The following is an 18,396-nucleotide window of genomic DNA, read 5'->3' as shown; positions in this document are numbered from 1 at the left end:
CGTGGCACGGCCCAGCGTCATACCCCAAGTGCGCGTACGCCTCGAGGCGTACCTGAACGAGCGTGAGGTTGCATACCAGGCCCAGCCTGACCAGCAGCGAACGCCGACCTTGCCGGCGACACCCGACGGCAAGGTCAATGTGCGCGCGGTCGCCCAGGCCATCGACCTCAAGGTCACACAGGAGAAGTACCTCTACGAACGCGATGAGCTGAGTCAGCTCATCAACCTGATGGCCGAAGGCCAGGGGCTGCTGCCCATCGGCGCGCGGCTCATGCAAGAGGCCGGCGATAAGGCGCTCAAGGAGCGCATGGTGCGTCAGGCCCAGACCGCGAAGGCCGCAGCACAAGCTGCGGTCGAGGCGCAGGCCGTCCACGCCGAGTTGCTGGACAAGCTCAAAGCGGCCGTGGCTGACATCGAGATACTCAAGGCCGAGAACGCGCGGCTGCACGCCCAGCTCGATGCCATCCTCACCGGGATGTTCGTGAGGGTCGAAGATTGAGCGAGAACTTTGCGGGCATTGTCGTCGTCGAGAGGGTTCTGTCTCAACTCGATGGCGGCTGCATCTTCACCGGTCGACGCGAGGACGGCAGCGTCCTGCGCGTGAAGTTCGCTGGTCGAGACACGCAGCCTCTGCCCGGCGATGCCTTCGAGGTCAAGGGCCAGCTGTCGAGCTACCGAGACCGCTTCGGCAAGTCCGTCGCGCAGGTGGACAGCAAGCGCATGAAGCGCACCATCCGCCAGGGCGACCTGCTGCGCCCGTGGTTGGAGCGACTACCGAACATCGGCGCGGTGCGCGCGCAGCGGCTCGTGGAGGCCTTCGGCCACGACCTGGCCGCCGTGCTGGCCGACCCTACGCGCATGGGCGAGGTCGCAGCCCTCATCGAGCCCGACAAACCTGCGCTCGCGGCCAAGATAGCGGCCCAGGTCTACGCTGCAGTGGCCGCGCAGGCGGGCGCCGACAAGGTCAAGGCTGCCGAGGTCGAGTTCCTCACGTTCCTGGAGAAGCTGGGCATCCGAGAGTCCCGCGCCGCGGGTCAGCTGTGGCGCTTCATGGCGGGCGTGGACGCCGCCGACCGACTTCGCCGCAACCCGTACGTGCCGGCAAGCCTGATGGATTGGAAGCTGGCCGACCGCGTCGGCCAGCGGCTGCTGCGCGCGGCCGACGAAGGCTCCGACCTGCACGGCCACCCTAGCCGCCTCCTGGGCGCGCTGAACAGCGCCTGGCGCGAGCTTCTCAGCGATGGAGATACTGCCGCGACGCAAGAACGCGTTGAAGCGCTCTTGGAGGCCCGCGGCGCCGAACCCGCCGCCACCCTCGCCCTTGCCGACGAGCGCGGCCTCCTGCGACGTTCTGGTGCCTTGCTGAGGGTGCCAGGGGCCGCATGGCTGGAAGACCAGGTCAGCGCAGCGCTCTTGGCCATCGAGAGACGCGAACCGAGCGTCGCCCTGCCTACGGGCAACGCTCTGGATGCGCTGGTCTATGACGCCGAGAGCGCGACGGGGTTGCAGCTGACCGAGGAGCAGCACGCCGCAGTGGTGAATCTGTTGGAGCTGCCGGTGGCCGCCCTTCAAGGTGGCGCCGGCGTCGGCAAGACCACCGTGATGAAGGTTCTGTCCACGGCCTGGGAGTTCGCCGGCGGCGACGTCGTGATGGGCGCCCTCGCCGGCAAGGCAGCGCTGACCTTGTCGCGAGGCGCCTCGTCACCTGCTCGCCCTCGACTGGCCTACACCATCGCACGGCTCATCGGAATGCTGCAGCGCCAGCACGAACAGGAGACCGCCCCGGAGCGCAAGCGGCCTGCGTCCGATGTCACGTTCACCTCGCGCACTCTCCTGGTTATTGACGAGGCGGGCATGTTGGACACGCCCAGTCTCCACACGCTGCTGGGCCTGCTGCCCGAAGGCGCGAGAGTCCTCTTCGCGGGCGACGAGGGGCAGTTGCCGCCAGTGGGCATCGGCAAGGTCTTCCACGACCTTGTGGCCGAAGGCTCTCGCGTTGCTCGGCTGACCAAGGTGCTGCGGCAAGCGGCCGACAGCGACATCCCGAAGGTGTCCTTGCTGGTTCGCCAAGGGTGCGTCCCGCAGCTGGATGTCTGGACCGGCGAGGCGGCAGGGGTCTTCCTTGTGCCGCCCGCCGGCCGCGAAACGGCTCAACGCCGCTTGCGCGCACAAGGCGAGTTGATGGTCGTTGCCGCCAAGCGGGCGACGGTCGCCGACATCAACGACACGGACTCATTCGTGAGTCGACCTGCCGGCGCACCGACACGGCGCCTCGGTCCTCTGGCAACAGTGGCCGTGGCTGACCCCGTCGTGATGACCGCGAACCGCTACCAGGATGGGCTCTTCAACGGCCTCCTGGGCGTAGTCACCGCCATCGACGGTCCGACCATCGACGTGCTCTGGGACGGTGAAGAGGAGCCTCGCTCGCTGCAAACGGAGGCCGAAGGCGATGTGGAGCTCGCCTATGCCATCACTTGCCACAAGGCCCAAGGCAGTTCGGCGCATGCGGTGGTTGTCGTCGTGGAGGACTCGCCGCTCGTGACTCGCGAGTGGCTCTACACGGCGCTGACACGCGGCAAGCACCTCGTACTCCTGGCCTGCGACAACGACGCGCTGGAGAAAGCAGTGCAGCGTCGAACCGCTAGAACCACAGGGTTCCGCCTGCCGACCCGGAACTCAACAGGCCTTCCGGCGATTGCTCAGCCTGCGCAACAGGAGGTGGGGCTGGCTTGAATTGGCGGGCACTTGTTCGTGCCGTACGAGCAGAACACGCAGCAGTCGCCAGCCTTCGGGCGCAGCACCGCATGGCACTGCTCACACTCGTAGAACCACTGGCACGCGTCGGTAGGCATCACCTCCTCCTTCGAGTGGCCGCACTCCGGGCACGTGATGGTCGACTCCAGAACGACGTCGCGCATCTCACTGCACCTGCTTGACGGACGAGGGGAAGCCGGCATCGGCAGTGGCCTTCGCTAGTGCATCAGGCGTGGTCTTCGCGGGGTCGAAGGCGACGACCGCACGCTTGGTCTTGAAGTCCACCTTGGCGGTCTCCACCCCGGGCACCTTCTCAAGCGCCTTGCGAACGGTTATCGGGCACACGGCGCAATCCATGTTGGTCACGTCGAGCGTCGCGGTCTGCTTGCCCGCCGCCATTGCGGCAACGGAGGTCAGCAGAGTCAACAGCAGAAGGGCAAGCAACTTGTTCATGGAATACCTCAGTAGAAGAGTGGAGCGTAGAGCGGGAACGCCATCAGTGCAGCAGCAATGACCGCGACAACCCAGAAGATGACCCGCTGGCGTCGGCGCACCACGGGCACCGCGCAAGCCTCTCCGGGAGCGCACTCCTCTTGCTTGCGGTAGAGCCGATAGAACGCAAAGCCGAAGAACGCCAACGCGGCGGCCATGAAGAACGGCTGATAGGCCTCGAGGGCCACCAGACGAGAGCCCCAAGCGCCGCCGATACCGAGCACGACCAGCAGGAGCGGGCCCGCGCAGCACGCAGATGCGCCGATGGCCGCTGCCGCTCCGGCTAGGACAGAGCCTGATGTAGTCCAAGGTCGCGCCACGCGGGTTCCTTCAAAGCTCGATTGAGGGTAGTCTAGGTACGTACCCAAGTACGGAGTCAAGCCCATGTTGGAACAGATGACTATCGGCCAACTCGCTCTTGCGGCGGGGGTCAATGTCGAGACGGTCCGCTACTACCAGCGCCGCGGGTTGCTGGCGGTCCCAGAGCGTCCGACGGGTGGCATCGGGCGCTACTCGCCGACGGCGCTGACGCGGCTCCGGTTCATCAAACGCTCTCAGTCGCTGGGGTTCTCGCTCGATGATGTGCAGGCGCTTCTGTCGCTTGACGACGGTCAGGCGTGCTCAGCAGCACGCAGCATCGGCGAGCACAAGCTGGCCGATGTACGACAGCGCATCCAGACGCTGCGGGCACTGGAAGACGCCCTTCAGAGCCTGGTACGTCAGTGCGCATCGACCAAGCGCAAGGTGAGCTGTCCACTCATCGACACGCTGATGCGCGTCGATGAAACGGCGATGTAGCCGAGTTGTACGGCGCTGGCTATGTCGCCGCTTGACTTGGAACGGGTCAATGGTCGGGGCAAGGCCCCGACCCCGCACGGAAGCCGCAGCGGAGCGCAGGCCGCAGGCCGAGCACCGAACGGGTGAGTACGGGGCTTGCCATTGACGCGTGCAAAGGCACGTAGCCTTGCCCGAAGGGCAGACGGAGTGGGGCTGAAAGCCCCAATGCCGGCTGCCCCGAGGGCCCTGCGGCCCGGTGGGAGCGCTCCCTTCCCCAAAGGGGAAGGGCGGGGGGAAGGGGATTTTGGTGCTAGCCACAACATCAGGTCGAAGGGTGCCCTTCTGGTTGTGGCTGTGGGTCATGCGATAGCCAAGTGAAGCTATAGAGGGAATTGGGAGACTTGGCTAGTGTTGCGCAAAACATAAATCTCGACGAGTTGCCCGAATTCAGCCGCAGCGCCCTGGAGGCCTTGCGCGAACCGATGGAGACCGGCCACATCCAGATCTCGCGCGCCGCGCGGCAATCGGAGTTCCCCGCCGACTTCCAGCTGATCGCGGCCATGAACCCCTGCCCCTGCGGCCATGCCGGCAGCCTGGTGCAGAGCTGCCGCTGCACGCCCGAGCAGATCTCACGCTACCAGGGGCGGCTCAGCGGCCCCTTTCTCGACCGCCTGGATCTGCTGGTGGAGGTGCCGGTGCTGCCGGCCCAGGTGCTGGCGGATGCCAGCGGGGGCGAAGCCAGCAGCGTGGTCGCCGCGCGGGTGGCGCGGGCGCGCGAACTGGCGCTGGCGCGCCAGGGTTGCAGCAATGCCAGGCTGAGTGTCAGGCAACTCGATGGCGTGGCGCGCATCGATCAGGCCACCACCGAGTTCATGCACAAGGCGGCGAATCGCCTCGCCTGGTCGGCGCGCAGCTACCACCGCGTACTGAGAGTGGCGCGCACCGTCGCCGATCTGGAAGGCAGCGCCGATATCGCCATCGGCCACCTGAGTGAAGCGATCCAGTGGCGGCGCGGCCTCGGCCGCGTGGGCTGAGCGCTCAGCGCTCCAGGCCGCGCCGGCGCAGGTAGAAGCCAACGCCCAGCAGGCCCGCGATCAGCATCGCAGCCGGGCTCGGCTCGGGCACGGGGTGGGCCACCTGCAGCACGGAGAGCCCGGTGAAGGTCGAGCCGAAGGCGCCGAACTGCCAGTTGTGCGCCTGCAGATGCTGGGGCGCCAGACCCGGCAGGCCCAGGTGGTCATCGACACCGGCCTGGGAGAACGAGCCAAAGGGTGCGAACACACCCGCCAGCAGATGCGGTGCCTCGAGGGTCTCGCCATGCGGGCCCGACAGATGCTGGTACCAGCCACTCACGGTCCACTGGTTGTTGGCAAAGGTCGCCGTCAGCTCGGCATCCCAGAACACGCCGTTGTAGGTGGCGGTGCCGCCGGCCGCATTCCAGTTCCAGCCCAGGCTCAGATCGGTGAGCGTATCGACGAAGGAGGTGACGGTGTTGGCCGCATGCGCCGGCGCCAGGCCCACCAGGCCTGCCAGGGACGCTGCGAGAACGGCGTTGCGGAACTGTGGCTTCACGGCTTGCCCCTTACCGGGGCGGCTACAGCCCCGTCCGCGGATACTAGGCTCGCGCAGGGTGGCCTGCCACCCCTAGGAAGGGCAGATTTCAGTAGCGCAAGCGCACCAGCGCCGGCGCGGCGCCGCCCGGCACACCAGGCGTCAGCGCGAAAAGCCAGTCGAACTCGTCCTCGTCTATCGTGACCTCGGCCTGGTAGCCCAGGCCACGCAGGATCGCCGGCAGGGTGTTGCTGTGGCCGACCACCAGCACAGCCTCGCCGCTGCCATGGGCGCGCAGCCTGGCCAGCAAGGCCTCGGTGTCGCGTGCCGGCAGCACCACGGGCGTGAGCCCCAGGCGCTGCGCCGTCGGCGCGGCATGTGCGACGGTGCGCCGGTAGGGAGTGGTGTAGATGGCCCGCAGGCCGGCGTCGGCCAGCATCGTTGCCAGGCGCTGCGCCCTCGCTTCGCCGGTCGGCGAGAGCCCGGGGTCGTTGGAAAGGTCCAGCTTCTCGCCATGGCGCACCAGATAGACAAGCGGCTGGGCCGCCGCCGGCATTGCCGTGGCCCCGAGCAGTGCCGCGAGACCGAGCGCCAGCAGGCGGCGACGCCAAATCATCACTGGCGTGTCAGTTGGCCATCGCGCTCCAGCACCAAATCGCCCACGCGCAGCTGCGGATCCTGGTTGCGCTCGAACGTGCGCGTGCTGCCGTCCTTGTAGCTGAGGCGCACGATCCAGACCTTGTGCGACTTGCTGCGCTTCTCGATCTCGTTGCCGGCATAGCCGCCGGCCACAGCACCGCCGACGGTGGCGAGCTTCTTGCCACTGCCGCCGCCCACCTGGTTGCCCAGCAGGCCGCCCACCACCGCGCCACCGATCACACCCAGGCCGCTGGCCTTGCCCTGGCGTTCTTCGGTGCGCACCTCGCTGACGGTGGCGCAATCAGGGCAGGTCTTGGCCGCGGCCGGTTTGGCCGCAGGCTTGGCCACGGGCGCCGCCTGCGCCAGCACGGGATCTGGCGCCGGCTGCGCTTGCGACTGCGAACGGCCGACGGCATAGGCACCGCCCAACATCAGCGCGGCCACGGCCACGCCGGCAACGATCTGACTGGACTTGATGGACATGGACTTGTTCCTCATGCATGGCCCGCAAGGGCCGGGGGCATCAGCATGCCAGCCGACGCACGCACACCGGCAAAGCCGGCGGCCGAAGTTGTAACAAACACTAGCAATCAGAGCAGCGGCGCCAGGGCACGCTGCGCCGCCGCCTCATCCAGGGCACAGCGCTGCGCCCAATCCTTCAGCTGATCGGCGCCGATGCGCCCGACATTGAAATAGCTCGCCTCGGGGTGCGAGAAATAGAAGCCCGAGACGCTGGCCGCCGGCGTCATCGCCATCGCATCGGTGAGGCCCATGCCGATCTCCTCGGGCACCAGCACGCGGAACAGATCGCGCTTGACCAGGTGATCCGGGCAGGCCGGATAACCCGGCGCCGGGCGGATGCCGCGGTACTGCTCGGCGATCAGGGCCTCGTTGCTGAGCGTCTCGTCGACCGCATAGCCCCACAGCTCCATGCGCACGCGCTGGTGCAGGCGCTCGGCAAAGGCCTCGGCCAGTCGATCGGCCAGGGCCTTCAGCATGATGGCCGAGTAGTCGTCGTGGTCGGCCATGAACTGGGCCTCCTTTTTCTCCACCCCCAGGCCGGCGGTGACGGCGAACAGGCCGATGTAGTCCGGCACGCTGCCCTTGGCGGCGATGTAGTCGGCCAGGCAGCGATTTGGCCGCAGCTCGCCATCCACCACCGGGCGTTCGCTCTGCATGCGCAGGCCGCGCCAGGTCATCAAGACCTCGCTGCGGCTCTCGTCCTTGTAGATCTCGATGTCGTCGTCGTTCACCTGGGCCGCCGGGTAGATGCCCATCACGCCGCTGGCCTGCAGCCAGCGCCCCTCGATGAGGCGCTGCAGCATGCGCTTGCCGTCGCTGAAGACGCGCTGCGCCTCGCTGCCGACAATCTCGTCCTTCAGGATGGCCGGAAATGAACCCGCCAGGTCCCAGGTCTGGAAGAACGGCGCCCAGTCGATGCAAGCGGCCAGCTCGGCCAGGTCGTAGTTCTTGAAGACGCGACGGCCGATGAACTTGGGCTTGGGCGGCTGGTAGCTGGCCCAGTCCAGCTTGGTCTTGTTGGCGCGCGCCTGCGCCAGCGTCACCAGCGGGGTCTGCTTCTTGTTGGCATGCAGCTCGCGCACCTTCTCGTAGTCGCTCTTCAACTCATCGATGAAGCGCGTAGCGCGCTCGTCCGAGAGCAGGTCCGAGCACACGCCCACCGAGCGCGAGGCATCGGGCACATAGACCACCGGGCCCTCGTAATGCGGCGAGATCTTCACCGCCGTGTGCACGCGGCTGCAGGTGGCGCCGCCGATCAGCAGCGGGATCTTCTTCATGCGGAAGTAATCGTCGCGCTGCATCTCGGCCGCCACATGCTGCATCTCTTCCAGGCTAGGCGTGATCAGGCCGGAGAGGCCGATGATGTCGGCGCCCTCGACCTTGGCCTTGGCCAGGATGTCCTGGCAGGGCACCATCACGCCCATGTTCACGACCTCGAAGTTGTTGCACTGCAGGACCACGGTGACGATGTTCTTGCCGATGTCGTGCACATCGCCCTTCACGGTGGCGATGACGATCTTGCCCTTGGGCTTCACATCGCCGCCGGCCGCCGCCAGCTGACGCTTCTCCTCCTCGATATAGGGCACCAGATGCGCCACCGCGCTCTTCATCACGCGCGCGCTCTTCACCACCTGGGGCAGGAACATCTTGCCGGCGCCAAAGCGGTCGCCGACGATATTCATACCCGCCATCAGCGGGCCCTCGATCACATGCAGGGGCCGGCCGCCCTTGGCCAGGATGGCCTGGTAGGCCTCCTCGGTGTCTTCGTTGATGAAGTCGGTGATGCCATGCACGAGGGCATGCGAGAGCCGTTCCTCCACCGTGCCGGCGCGCCAGGCCAGGCGCGCGGAGTCGTCCTTGGCGGCGCCCTTGGCACTCTCGGCCACCTCGATGAGGCGCTCGCCGGAGTCGGGCCGGCGGTTCAGCACCACGTCTTCCACGCGCTCGCGCAGCACCGGCTCCAGGTCGTCATAGACGCCCACCATGCCGGCGTTGACGATGCCCATGTCCATGCCCGCCTGGATGGCGTGGTAGAGAAACACGGTGTGGATGGCCTCGCGCACCGGCTCGTTGCCGCGGAAGCTGAAGCTCACGTTCGAGACCCCGCCGCTGACCTTGGCGCCGGGCAGGTTCTGCTTGATCCAGCGCGTGGCATTGATGAAGTCCACCGCGTAGTTGTCGTGCTCCTCGATGCCGGTGGCGATGGCGAAGATATTGGGGTCGAAGATGATGTCCTCGGGGTCGAAGCCCACCTCGTCCACCAGCACCTTGTAGGCGCGCGCGCAGATCTCGGTCTTGCGCGCAAAGGTGTCGGCCTGACCCTTCTCGTCGAAGGCCATCACCACCGCGGCCGCGCCATAGCGGCGCACCAGCTTGGCCTGGCGCTTGAACTCGGCCTCACCCTCCTTGAGCGAGATCGAGTTGACGATGCCCTTGCCCTGGATGCACTTGAGGCCGGCCTCGATCACCTCCCACTTGGAGGAGTCGATCATGATGGGCACGCGCGCGATCTCGGGCTCGGAGGCGATCAGGTTGAGGAAGCGCACCATCGCGGCCTTGCTGTCCAGCATGGCCTCGTCCATATTGATGTCGATCACCTGGGCGCCGTTCTCAACCTGCTGGCGCGCCACCGCCAGCGCCTCCTCGAACTGGCCGTTCAGGATCAGGCGAGCAAAGGCCTTGGAGCCGGTGACATTGGTGCGCTCGCCGATGTTGACGAACAGGGTGCCGGCGCCGATCTGCACCGGCTCCAGGCCCGAGAGCTTCATCGGCGGAGGGGTGGTGGCGGTGCTGGTATCGGTCATTGTCGGCCTCGGTGGACAGGGCCGCGAACTCACCGCGGCCACAAGAAATCATGGTTCGGTGAGCGTCGTTGCTGAGCGGGCGGGTGCGCCGGGCTCCGGTCCGAGCCTGGCGGCGCCTGGGTGGGCAAGCCGTCGCAACGCTCCTCGAACCGTCGGGGATTTTACGCTGAAGCCCGGGGAAGCTACCCACGCCGGCCGGGTCAACTCAAGCTTATGCTCGCAACAACCGAAAACCATGCGTGCCCTTGGCCATCGCCAGGGCTTTCGAGCGCCACACCTTGGACCTGATACATCTCCCACCCAAAGCCCTGCGCGTCGGCCAGGTGCTGACCTTTGCCGTGCGCGATGCGGAGGGCAAGCTGCTGTTCGCGGCCGGCCAGGTGCTGCCCAACACGGGCCTGGTGCATGCGCTGATCGAGCGCGGCGCCTATGCCTATGCGCATGAGACCAAGGAATACCAGCGCGCCTTGGCCCACAAGATGGACACCATGATGCACCAGGGCGCGGTGCTGGCCGACATCGTCAAGGCCGAGACCCAGTTTCGCCCCGACCGCGGCACGCGCGCCGCCGAGCTGAGCGAATCCGCCGCCTGGGCCGATCTGCAGCTGCATGCCCGCAGCCTACTGCGCGACCCGCAGCGCGAGGACTTTCTGCAGCGCCTGCAGATCCTGCATGACGCGGCACTGGCGCGGCTGCAGCAGCATCCCGATGCGGTGCTGACGCTCTTAATCTTCGACGCCAGCCAGGGCTTTCAGGACTACAGCTCGCGCCATGCCCTGCTGAGCCTGGTGCTGGCCGATCTGCTGGGGCGCCAGCTGGCGCTGGGCGCGGCCGAGCAGAGCGCCCTGACGCAGGCGGCGCTGAGTATGAACCTCAGCATGAGCGTGGCACAGGACCGCCTGGCCGGCCAGGAAGACAAGCTCAGCGCCCGGCAGCGCGACGAGCTGATGGGCCATGGCGACCGCAGCGCCGAACTCCTGCGCAAGCTGGGCGTGAGCGACGAGCTCTGGCTGGGTGCGGTGCGCCTGCACCACGACGCCGGCCCCGGCCCGCTGCAGGGGCGCGCGCCGGCCGAGCAGCTGGCGCGCCTGCTGCGCCGCGTCGACATCTTCGGTGCGCGCCTGAGCCCGCGCCGCTCGCGCAAGGCCATGGCGGGCGCGGCCGCGGCGCGCGCGGTGTTCCTGGATGAGCTGCAGCAGCCCGACCCGGCCGGTGCCGCGCTGATCAAGGCCGTGGGCCTCTACCCGCCCGGTTCACTGGTGCGGCTGGCCAACGGCGAGCTGGGCATCGTCGTGAAACGCGGCCACAGCGCCAACGAACCCATCGTCGCGGCGCTGCTGGGCAAGAGCGGCGCGCCCCTGAGCGACCCGGTGCCCCGCGACACCCGCCTGGCCAGCCAGGCCATCGCCGCCAGCCTGGCCCCGCACGAACTCAAGCTGTTCGTGAACATGGACAAGCTGCTGAAGGTGAGCTGAACGGGCGGCACAATTGGTCTTCCACAGCGCTTGCAACAAGTGGGGGGCTCGGTGAACCGTCGCCAATTGCTGGCTCGGCTGGCCGCGGGCAGCGCAGCCAGCTTCGCTGCCCATGCCGAGAGCAGTTTGCGGGCCTATGCCGAGGTTTGGCCGCCCTATTGCTACCAGGAGGGCGAGCGAAGCACCGGCTATGCGGTCGAATTGCTGCGCGAGATGGCCGGCCTGGCCGAGCTGGGGCTGAGCATCGAACTGCTGCCCTGGAAGCGCGCCCTGCGCTATGCGGAGCAGGAGCGCGACGCGCTGATCTTTCCCACCGCACGCAATCCGGAGCGCGAGCCGCGCTTCCACTGGATCGGCCCGCTGGCGCCACGCCAGCTCTGGCTCTACGGCCGGCCGGGCAGCCGCCCGCCGCAGCTTGAGCTGATCCAAGGCCGCATTGCCACCGTGCGCGGCGATGCCGCCATCGACGAGTTGCTCAGCTCGGGCGTGCCGCCCAGGCTGCTGGATCCCAGCACCGACATCGGCCACGCGGTGCAGAAGTTCCTGGCCGGCCGTGTGGACTATTTCTATGACACCGAACTCTCGGCCGCCTGGCAGCTGCGCCAGGCCGGCCAACCCGCGGCGGCGCACAAGCTGCTGATGCTCAGCGACGGCGGGGCCTACTACTACGCCCTCAACGCCGGGGCCGCGCCCGCCCTGGCCGCCCGGCTGCAACAGGCGCTCGAACGGCTGCGCGCCGAGGGCCGCGTCAAGGCCCTGCTGCAGCGTTTCGGCGCGGCCTGATCAGGCCGCCTGCTGCACCAGGCCGCTGAACAGCTTGGCGCCGCAGGGCCGCGGCTTGTAGGCCGAGACGTTCTTGGCAATCGCCGCGATATGCGCCGGCGTGGTGCCGCAGCAGCCGCCGGCGATGTTCAGGAAGCCGCTCTTGGCGAAGTCGGCCATCAGGCTGCCGGTGACCTCGGGGGTCTCGTCGAAGCCGGTGTCGCTCATCGGGTTGGGCAGGCCAGCGTTCGGGTAGCAGCTGATCGCGGTGCTGCCCGCGGCCTTGGCCAGCTCCTCGATATAGGGCCGCATCAGGGTCGCGCCGAGCGCGCAGTTCAGGCCGATCGCCAATGGCTTGGCATGGCGCACCGAATGCCAGAAGGCGGTGACGGTCTGGCCCGAGAGGATGCGGCCGGAGGCATCGGTGACGGTGCCGGAGACGATCACCGGCAGGCGCTCGCCGGTGTCCTCCATCAGTTCGTCGAGCGCGAAGATGGCGGCCTTGGCGTTCAGCGTGTCGAAGATGGTTTCAACCAGGAACAGGTCCACGCCGCCATCGAGCAAGCCCTTGGCCTGCTCGTAGTAGGCGGCGCGCAGGGTGTCGAAATCGACATTGCGGGCGCCCGGGTCGTTCACGTCCGGGCTGATGCTGGCGGTGCGTGGTGTCGGGCCCAGGGCGCCGGCTGCGAAGCGCGGTTTCTCGGGCGTGCTGTACTTGGCGCAGGCCTCGCGGGCGATGCGGGCCGCCGCCACATTCATCTCGTAAGCATGGTCCTGCAGGCCATAGTCCTCCTGCGCCACCGAGGTCGAGCCAAAGGTGTTGGTCTCGATGATGTCGGCGCCGGCCGCCAGGTATTGCTCGTGGATCTCGCGCACCACCTCGGGCTTGGTGAGCGGCAGCAGGTCGTTGTTGCCCTTCAGGTCCTTGGGGTGATCGGCGAACTGCGTGCCGCGGAAATCCGCCTCGCCCAGCTTGTAGCGCTGGATCATCGTGCCCATCGCACCGTCGAGGATGAGGATGCGTTGCTGCAGAAGCTCGGGCAGCTGGGCGCCGCGCGTGTAGCCTTGGGAGGTGGATGCGTTCATGGCGGCATTGTAGAAAACCCGGCAAGACCTCATGCAGCGCCGGCCAACCGTTACCATGCCGCCGCCATGTACGCGAAATTCTTCGGCCTCGGCCAGGAGCCCTTCTCGATCGCGCCCGACCCTCGCTACCTGTTCATGAGCGAGCGTCACCGCGAGGCGCTGGCGCATCTGCTCTACGGCCTGCGCGGCGGCGGCGGCTTCGTGCTGCTGACCGGCGAGATCGGCGCCGGCAAGACCACCGTGTGCCGCTGCTTCCTGGAGCAGATCCCGCCGCGCTGCAACGTCGCCTACATCTTCAACCCCAAGCTCAGCGTGATCGAGCTGCTGAAGACGGTGTGCGAGGAATTCCACATCCCGCATGTGGCGCCGACGGGCGACGTCGAGACGGTCAAGCAATACCTCGACCCGCTCAACGAGTTCCTGCTCAGGACGCATGCGGTGGGCCAGAACAATGTGCTCATCATCGACGAGGCCCAGAACCTCTCGGCCGAGGTGCTGGAGCAGCTGCGCCTGCTCACCAACCTCGAGACCAGCGAGCGCAAGCTGCTGCAGATCATCCTGATCGGCCAGCCCGAGTTGCGCAGCATGGTGGCGCAGCCGGCGCTGGAGCAGCTGGCGCAGCGCGTGATCGCACGCTTCCATCTGCAGGCGCTGAGTGCCGCCGAGACGGCGCAGTATGTGCAGCACCGGCTCGAGGTTTCGGGGCTCGCCGGCCCCTCGCCCTTTGACGCCGCCGCGCTGCGGCGCGTCCATCAGCTCGCGCGCGGCGTGCCACGGCGCATCAACCTGCTGTGCGACCGCGCCCTGCTCGGCGCCTATGCGCAAGGCCAGCGGCAGGTGAAACGTGCCACCCTGAACAAGGCCGCGGCCGAAGTGTTCGATCAGGCCAGCCCACCGAGCCAGCGCCCCATGCGCTGGGTTTGGGCGCTGGGCCTGGCCCTGGCCGCCGCCGGCGCCAGCGCGCTGCTGCTGCGCACCCAACCATCGCAACCACAGCCGCCCGAACCACGGCCGGCCATGCCAAGGCCGGCGCCTGCCGCCAGCGCCGCCAGTGCCGCATCGCTGGCCGCAGCGGCGCCGGCGGCGCCCGCGCTGGCCGGCCGCATCAGCCTGGCCTGGCGCGGCGAGCATGCCGCCTGGCAAGACCTGGCCCCGGCCTGGAAGACCACGCTGGCACCCGACGAGCCCGACGCCTGCCGCGCCTTCAGGTCCGCCCGGCTGGCCTGTTTCCGCAGCGAGGGCGGCCTGGCCGTGCTGCGCCTGCTGGACCGTCCCGCCATCCTGACCCTGCGCGACGGCGCCGGCCAGCCCTCCTATGTGACCCTGGTGCAGCTGGGCGCGCAGAGCGCCACCGTGCGCGCCGGCGGCAGCAGCGAAACCGTGAGCCTGAGCACGCTGGCCCGGCAATGGCAGGGCGAGTTCGCCACGCTGTGGCGCTGGCCCGAGGCCTATGCCGGCAAGCTCGGCGCCGGGCAGGATGCCAGCTGGCTGGCCGCCGCACTGGCCAAGGCGGCGGACGAGCCCGCGCCGCACGGCCCGAGCCGCTACGACGCCGCCCTGCAGGCACGCATTGCTGCCTTCCAGCGCGCCCAGGGCCTGAAAGTGGACGGCCTGATCGGCCCCATCACGCTGATGCAGCTCAACCGCGCGGCGGGTGTCCAGGAACCACGCCTGGACAGCCTCCAGGCGGCAGCGCCATAAGGCCCGGACCATGTCTTACATTCTTGATGCCCTGCGCCGCGCCGAATCCGAGCGCGAGCGCGGCCAGGTGCCCGGGGTGCACACCCAGCCGGCACCCGGTGATGCGCAGGCCGGTGCCGGCCAGCGCCAGCGGGTCTGGCTGCTGGCCGCGGCCGCCGCCCTGGCCTTGCTGCTGCTGGGCGCCCTGGCCGCCCGCTGGCTGGCGCCCGCGCCCGTGCCCGCGCCTGCGCCCATGCCGGCACCGCTCGCACCACCGGCGGCGGTTGCGCGCGCTGCACCGCCGCTGCCCGCGCCCGAGCTGGTGAGGCTGCCGCCGCCCGGCCTGCCGGCCGTGGCCGCAGCGCCGGCGTCACGCCCCGCGCAGCCGCTCGCGCTGAGTGCCCTGCCCGAGGCCCTGCGCCGTCAGCTGCCGCCGCTGCAAACCGGCGGCGCGATGTACTCGGACACGCCGGCCAAGCGCATGCTCATCATCAATGGCCAGCTCTACCAGGAGGGTGCCACGGTGGCGCCGGGTCTGGTGCTGGAACAGATCAAGCTCAACAGCGCGGTGCTGGCCTTCCAGGGCCAGCGCTTCAGCATCAGCTACTAAGGCGGGGGCCTCAGTACAGCGTCTGCTGCTGGCGCTCCTGCAGCGCCGCGTCATAGGCTTGGCCGTCGATGCTTCCACTCAGCGTCTGCAGGATCAGGCCGGGCGAAGGCAGGCGACTGCGATCAATCTGCACGGTCGCGTCCCAGAGCCCCGAACGCTTGATGGCGCGCGCGCATTGAAAAAACACCAGCTTCACCTCGATCACCAACACCGAACGCGGCAGCTTGCCATCCACCTCGAAGCGTTGCAGCAGCGTAGGGGCGCTGCTGATGCGGGCCAGGCCGTTGACGCGCAAGGCCTCGCCCACACCGGGGATCAGGAACAGCAGTGCCACCGCGGGGTCGTGCAGCACATTGCGCAGGCTGTCGATGCGGTTGTTGCCGCGGCGGTCGGGCAGCAGCAGGGTGCGCGCGTCCGCCACCTGCACAAAGCCGGGCCGGTCGCCGCGCGGCGAGGTGTCCAGCCCATGCGGGCCGCGCGTGGCCAGCACTGCAAAAGGCGCGGCCTCGATATAGGGCCGGTAGAGCGGGTGGATGTGATCGCTCTCCTTGCTGGTGGAGGTTTCGCCGGGCCAGCCGTAGAGACCGCGCAAGGCATCCACATCGCGCACATCGTGGCTGCGGTCCTGCCAGGGTGCCGTGCTGTCGCTCATAGGCCGCCGAACACCTTCTTCAGGATCGCGCTGCCGGTGCCCACCGGGTCCTGGCGGATCTTCTTTTCCTCTTCGCCGATCATGAAGTAGAGGCCGTCCAGCGCGCGCGCGGTCACGTATTGCTGGATGTTGGCGTCTTCCTGGCGCAGCAGGCCGAAGCCCGCGGCCTTGCCGGCCACCGCGTTGTACTTGTCGGCTAGCCCCTGCTTCTCGGTGGCGCGGGTGACGATGGGCAGGAACTTCTGCGTCAGCGGCGCGCGCGTCTTGCCGGCGAAGAACTGCGTCACCGAGTCCTCGCCGCCGCGCACGATCCTGACGGCGTCTTCCACGCTCATGGACTTGACCGCCCCCACCAGCAGCTGGCGTGCCTCGGGCATGGCCGCTTCGGCGGCACGGTTCATGGCCGTCACCAGCTCGTCCAGTTTCCTGCCCTGGCCGGTGGCCTTGAGCAGCTTGGCCGCGTCCTTCAGATAGCCGGGCAGCTCGATGCGCACCGCCGGATTGCCGAGAAAGCCGTCGGTGCGCCCCAGCGTGCCGATCGCCGCCACCGCGCCGCGCTCCAGCGCCGCGCGCACGCCGCTGGCGGCATCGCTCTCACCCAGGGCCCGGGCGCTGCCCAGGGGCAGCAGGCCGGCGGCCAGCAGCAGCATTCGTCTTTGCATTGCCATCACTCCCAGCTAAAAGTCAGAGGCGCGCCAGCCGCTCGGCGATCAGCGCATAGAAACCATCGGCGTCCACATCCTTGATCACGAGCGCATTCTTGCGCCGCTGCGTCACGCCCCACCAATCGACCACGCTCATGCCCAGGGTCAGCGGGCTCTGCGTCTCGATCTCGACATTGCATTCGCGCCCCTGGAACAGCGCCGGCCGCAGCAGCCAGGCGATCACGCAGGGGTCATGCAGCGGGCCGCCCTCGGTGCCGTATTTCTGCTCGTCGAAGCGCTCGGCAAACTCCAGCCACTGCGCCGTGACCTCGGCCAGATGGCTGCCGATGCCGCGGATCGCCGCCACCCGCGCGCGCGTGGTGAGGGCGCGGTGCGTGCAGTCCAGCGGCAGCATGGTGATGGGCACGCCGGCGCCGAACACCAGGGCCGCGGCCTCGGGGTCCACATAGAAATTGAACTCGGCCGTGGGCGTGATGTTGCCGCCCTCGAAGAAGCCGCCGCCCATCATGACGATGCGGCGGATGCGCGCGGCGATGCGCGGCTCGCGCTGCAGGGCCAGGGCGATATTGGTGAGCGGGCCCAGCGGGCACAGCGTCACCGTGCCGGCGGGCCGGTTCAGCAGGGTCTCGATGATGAAGTCCACCGCATGGCCGGGCTGCAGCGCCATGCTCGGCGCCGGCAGCACCGGGCCGTCCAGCCCGGTCTTGCCATGCACATGCTCGGCCGTCACCAGCGGGCGCGCCAGCGGCTTGTCGGCGCCGGCAAAGACCTTCAGCTCGCGGCGCCCGGCCAGCTCGCAGACGATGCGGGCATTGCGGCTGGTGAAGGCCAGCGGCACGTTGCCGGCCACGGTGGTGATGCCCAGCAGCTCGAGCTCGGGGCTGGCGAGCGCGAGCAGGATGGCGACGGCGTCGTCCTGGCCCGGGTCGGTGTCGATGATGATTTGCTGCGTCATGGCTGGGCCTCCTCGCGCGCCGCGGCCGCCTCGTGCCAGGACGCCACATCCTGGTCGATGGCGCCGAACAGGCTCAGGCCATCGCGGCCCTTGACCTCGATGCGCAGGCTGTCGCCGAACTGCATGAACTCGGTCTTGGGTTCACCCGACTCCAAGGCCTCAAGGGCACGCTTGTCGGCGATGCTGCCATAGCCCTTGCTGCCGTCCTGGTTGCTCACCGTGCCCGAGCCGATGAGGCTGCCGGCCTGCACCTTGCGGGTCTTGGCCGCCTGGGCGATCAACTCGCCGAAGTGGACGCCCATCTCCGGCCCGGCCTCGCACAGCCCGACCTTGCGGCCGTTCCACATCGTCTGCAGGCCCAGGTGCAGGCGGCCGCGCTGCCAAGCCTCGCCCGCCTCGTCCAGCGTCACCGCCACCGGCGCGAAGGCGGCGCAGGGCTGCACATGGCCCGGCGGCAGGCTGCGCAGGGCCCAGTCGTTGCTGAGCAGCAGCAGGCGCACCGACTCCAGCGCGGCCTCGGCCGTGCTGCCCATCGCCACGTCGCCGGTGAGCACCGCCAGGCCGGCGCCGAAATCGATGCCCAGCGACTCGGAGGCAAAACGCGCCGCCTCGCAGGGGCCCTGCAGCCCATCGCTGGCCGCCTGGCCGAGCGTTGCAGCGCCGCCCTCGCGGGCATAGGCCGCCCCCAGCAGATAGGCATGGGCGCGCGGCAGCGGCGCCATGCACTGCTTGGGGTCGAAGCTGAAGGCATGCCGCGCCTTGCCATGGTTGAGCGTCTGCGAGAGTTCCTGCAGCTGCGGGGCGATGAAGTTCCAGTCGTCCAGCACCTGCTGGAGCCGGGTGGCGATGCCGGTGGCATAGTGCGCCTGGGCGAGATCGCGCGACACCACGACCAGTTGGCCGTCGCGCGATCCGTCTCGATAGGTGGCGAGTTTCATGGGCTGTCCCGAATCCGATTCGCCGCATTGTCAG

At 68.5% G+C, this 18,396-nt stretch carries 20 protein-coding genes and 1 riboswitch; of the genes, 8 read left to right on the top strand and 12 right to left on the bottom strand.

Annotation, left to right across the window (positions count from 1 at the left end):
* Position 1: 1 nt before the first annotated feature.
* Both AC3WQY_RS11360 and AC3WQY_RS11355 read left to right on the top strand, forming a co-directional pair.
* The gene (locus tag AC3WQY_RS11360; RefSeq protein ID WP_492708398.1) at positions 2 to 499 is read left to right on the top strand and encodes a hypothetical protein; all 498 of its coding nucleotides are present in this window, start codon (positions 2 to 4) and stop codon (positions 497 to 499) included.
* Positions 496 to 2,733 carry an AAA family ATPase gene (locus tag AC3WQY_RS11355; RefSeq protein ID WP_492708396.1) on the top strand — a complete coding sequence of 746 codons (2,238 nt, stop codon included), beginning with the start codon at positions 496 to 498 and terminating at the stop codon, positions 2,731 to 2,733. Before AC3WQY_RS11360 ends, AC3WQY_RS11355 begins: the two co-directional genes overlap by 4 nt.
* On the opposite strand, the gene AC3WQY_RS11350 is transcribed toward AC3WQY_RS11355, so the two are convergent.
* The 3 genes from AC3WQY_RS11350 to AC3WQY_RS11340 are packed head-to-tail and all read right to left on the bottom strand — an operon-like array spanning position 2,700 to position 3,632.
* Complete coding sequence (locus AC3WQY_RS11350; RefSeq protein ID WP_492708394.1) at positions 2,700 to 2,918, bottom strand: GDCCVxC domain-containing (seleno)protein; 219 nt, start codon at positions 2,916 to 2,918, stop codon at positions 2,700 to 2,702. The two genes, AC3WQY_RS11355 and AC3WQY_RS11350, sit on opposite strands and share 34 nt — an antisense overlap.
* Before the next feature lies 1 nt (position 2,919).
* Positions 2,920 to 3,207, bottom strand: a complete 288-nt coding sequence (gene merP, locus AC3WQY_RS11345; protein WP_492708392.1) for a mercury resistance system periplasmic binding protein MerP — start codon at positions 3,205 to 3,207, stop codon at positions 2,920 to 2,922.
* A gap of 8 nt (positions 3,208 to 3,215) precedes the next feature.
* The gene (locus AC3WQY_RS11340) at positions 3,216 to 3,632 is read right to left on the bottom strand and encodes a mercuric transporter MerT family protein (protein ID WP_492708390.1); all 417 of its coding nucleotides are present in this window, start codon (positions 3,630 to 3,632) and stop codon (positions 3,216 to 3,218) included.
* On the opposite strand from AC3WQY_RS11340, the gene merR reads away from it, so the two are divergent.
* Together merR and AC3WQY_RS11330 are read left to right on the top strand one after the other, a co-directional pair.
* Complete coding sequence (merR, locus tag AC3WQY_RS11335; protein ID WP_492708388.1) at positions 3,631 to 4,044, top strand: mercury resistance transcriptional regulator MerR; 414 nt, start codon at positions 3,631 to 3,633, stop codon at positions 4,042 to 4,044. The two genes, AC3WQY_RS11340 and merR, sit on opposite strands and share 2 nt — an antisense overlap.
* Before the next feature lie 416 nt (positions 4,045 to 4,460).
* On the top strand, positions 4,461 to 5,057 hold the full coding sequence (locus AC3WQY_RS11330; protein WP_492708386.1) for an ATP-binding protein: 597 nt from the start codon (positions 4,461 to 4,463) through the stop codon (positions 5,055 to 5,057).
* A gap of 4 nt (positions 5,058 to 5,061) precedes the next feature.
* Here the strand turns inward: AC3WQY_RS11330 and AC3WQY_RS11325 are convergent, their stop codons facing one another.
* The 4 genes from AC3WQY_RS11325 to metH all read right to left on the bottom strand — a co-directional run bounded on the left by AC3WQY_RS11325 (position 5,062) and on the right by metH (position 9,539).
* Entirely contained in the window at positions 5,062 to 5,595 is a 534-nt protein-coding gene (locus AC3WQY_RS11325) for a PEP-CTERM sorting domain-containing protein (RefSeq protein WP_492708385.1), read from the bottom strand.
* Between the two features lie 88 nt (positions 5,596 to 5,683).
* Positions 5,684 to 6,190 (bottom strand): phosphoglycerate mutase family protein, encoded by a 507-nt coding sequence (locus tag AC3WQY_RS11320; protein WP_492708383.1) that lies wholly within the window; start codon positions 6,188 to 6,190, stop codon positions 5,684 to 5,686.
* Entirely contained in the window at positions 6,190 to 6,696 is a 507-nt protein-coding gene (locus tag AC3WQY_RS11315) for a glycine zipper 2TM domain-containing protein (protein WP_492708381.1), read from the bottom strand. The genes AC3WQY_RS11320 and AC3WQY_RS11315 overlap by 1 nt, the downstream gene beginning before the upstream one ends.
* 107 nt (positions 6,697 to 6,803) lie before the next feature.
* Positions 6,804 to 9,539, bottom strand: coding sequence for a methionine synthase (metH, locus tag AC3WQY_RS11310; RefSeq protein ID WP_492708379.1), 2,736 nt, complete (start codon positions 9,537 to 9,539; stop codon positions 6,804 to 6,806).
* Positions 9,540 to 9,592: 53 nt separating this feature from the next.
* Positions 9,593 to 9,691: riboswitch (S-adenosyl-L-homocysteine riboswitch) on the bottom strand.
* Between the two features lie 126 nt (positions 9,692 to 9,817).
* On the opposite strand from metH, the gene AC3WQY_RS11305 reads away from it, so the two are divergent.
* Together AC3WQY_RS11305 and AC3WQY_RS11300 are read left to right on the top strand one after the other, a co-directional pair.
* The gene (locus AC3WQY_RS11305; protein ID WP_285234890.1) at positions 9,818 to 11,014 is read left to right on the top strand and encodes an HD-GYP domain-containing protein; all 1,197 of its coding nucleotides are present in this window, start codon (positions 9,818 to 9,820) and stop codon (positions 11,012 to 11,014) included.
* Positions 11,015 to 11,065: 51 nt separating this feature from the next.
* Positions 11,066 to 11,797 (top strand): substrate-binding periplasmic protein, encoded by a 732-nt coding sequence (locus AC3WQY_RS11300; protein WP_492708376.1) that lies wholly within the window; start codon positions 11,066 to 11,068, stop codon positions 11,795 to 11,797.
* Here the strand turns inward: AC3WQY_RS11300 and AC3WQY_RS11295 are convergent, their stop codons facing one another.
* Positions 11,798 to 12,862: a homocysteine S-methyltransferase family protein gene (locus AC3WQY_RS11295; protein ID WP_492708374.1), complete on the bottom strand. Its 1,065-nt coding sequence runs from the start codon at positions 12,860 to 12,862 to the stop codon at positions 11,798 to 11,800.
* Positions 12,863 to 12,928: 66 nt separating this feature from the next.
* Here AC3WQY_RS11295 and AC3WQY_RS11290 point away from each other — a divergent pair, with 66 nt between their 5' ends.
* Both AC3WQY_RS11290 and AC3WQY_RS11285 read left to right on the top strand, forming a co-directional pair.
* Positions 12,929 to 14,563, top strand: a complete 1,635-nt coding sequence (locus tag AC3WQY_RS11290; RefSeq protein ID WP_492708372.1) for an ExeA family protein — start codon at positions 12,929 to 12,931, stop codon at positions 14,561 to 14,563.
* Positions 14,564 to 14,573: 10 nt separating this feature from the next.
* Positions 14,574 to 15,152, top strand: coding sequence for a general secretion pathway protein GspB (locus AC3WQY_RS11285; protein WP_492708370.1), 579 nt, complete (start codon positions 14,574 to 14,576; stop codon positions 15,150 to 15,152).
* Positions 15,153 to 15,162: 10 nt separating this feature from the next.
* Here AC3WQY_RS11285 and AC3WQY_RS11280 read toward each other — a convergent pair whose 3' ends face one another.
* From AC3WQY_RS11280 to AC3WQY_RS11265, 4 genes are read right to left on the bottom strand one after another with little or no spacing between them, the layout of a single operon-like run.
* Positions 15,163 to 15,804, bottom strand: a complete 642-nt coding sequence (locus AC3WQY_RS11280) for a pyridoxamine 5'-phosphate oxidase family protein (protein ID WP_492708368.1) — start codon at positions 15,802 to 15,804, stop codon at positions 15,163 to 15,165.
* A complete protein-coding gene (locus tag AC3WQY_RS11275) occupies positions 15,801 to 16,466 on the bottom strand; it encodes a DUF4197 domain-containing protein (protein WP_492708366.1) in 666 nt (221 codons plus the stop codon). Before AC3WQY_RS11275 ends, AC3WQY_RS11280 begins: the two co-directional genes overlap by 4 nt.
* A 22-nt stretch (positions 16,467 to 16,488) precedes the next feature.
* A complete protein-coding gene (locus AC3WQY_RS11270) occupies positions 16,489 to 17,424 on the bottom strand; it encodes a nucleoside hydrolase (RefSeq protein WP_492708364.1) in 936 nt (311 codons plus the stop codon).
* Positions 17,421 to 18,362, bottom strand: coding sequence for a fumarylacetoacetate hydrolase family protein (locus AC3WQY_RS11265; RefSeq protein ID WP_492708362.1), 942 nt, complete (start codon positions 18,360 to 18,362; stop codon positions 17,421 to 17,423). Before AC3WQY_RS11265 ends, AC3WQY_RS11270 begins: the two co-directional genes overlap by 4 nt.
* Positions 18,363 to 18,396 lie beyond the last annotated feature (34 nt).

This window comes from Roseateles sp. FW301-B2 (genome assembly GCF_058788955.1).
This window is presented reverse-complemented; position numbering and strand designations above follow the sequence as displayed.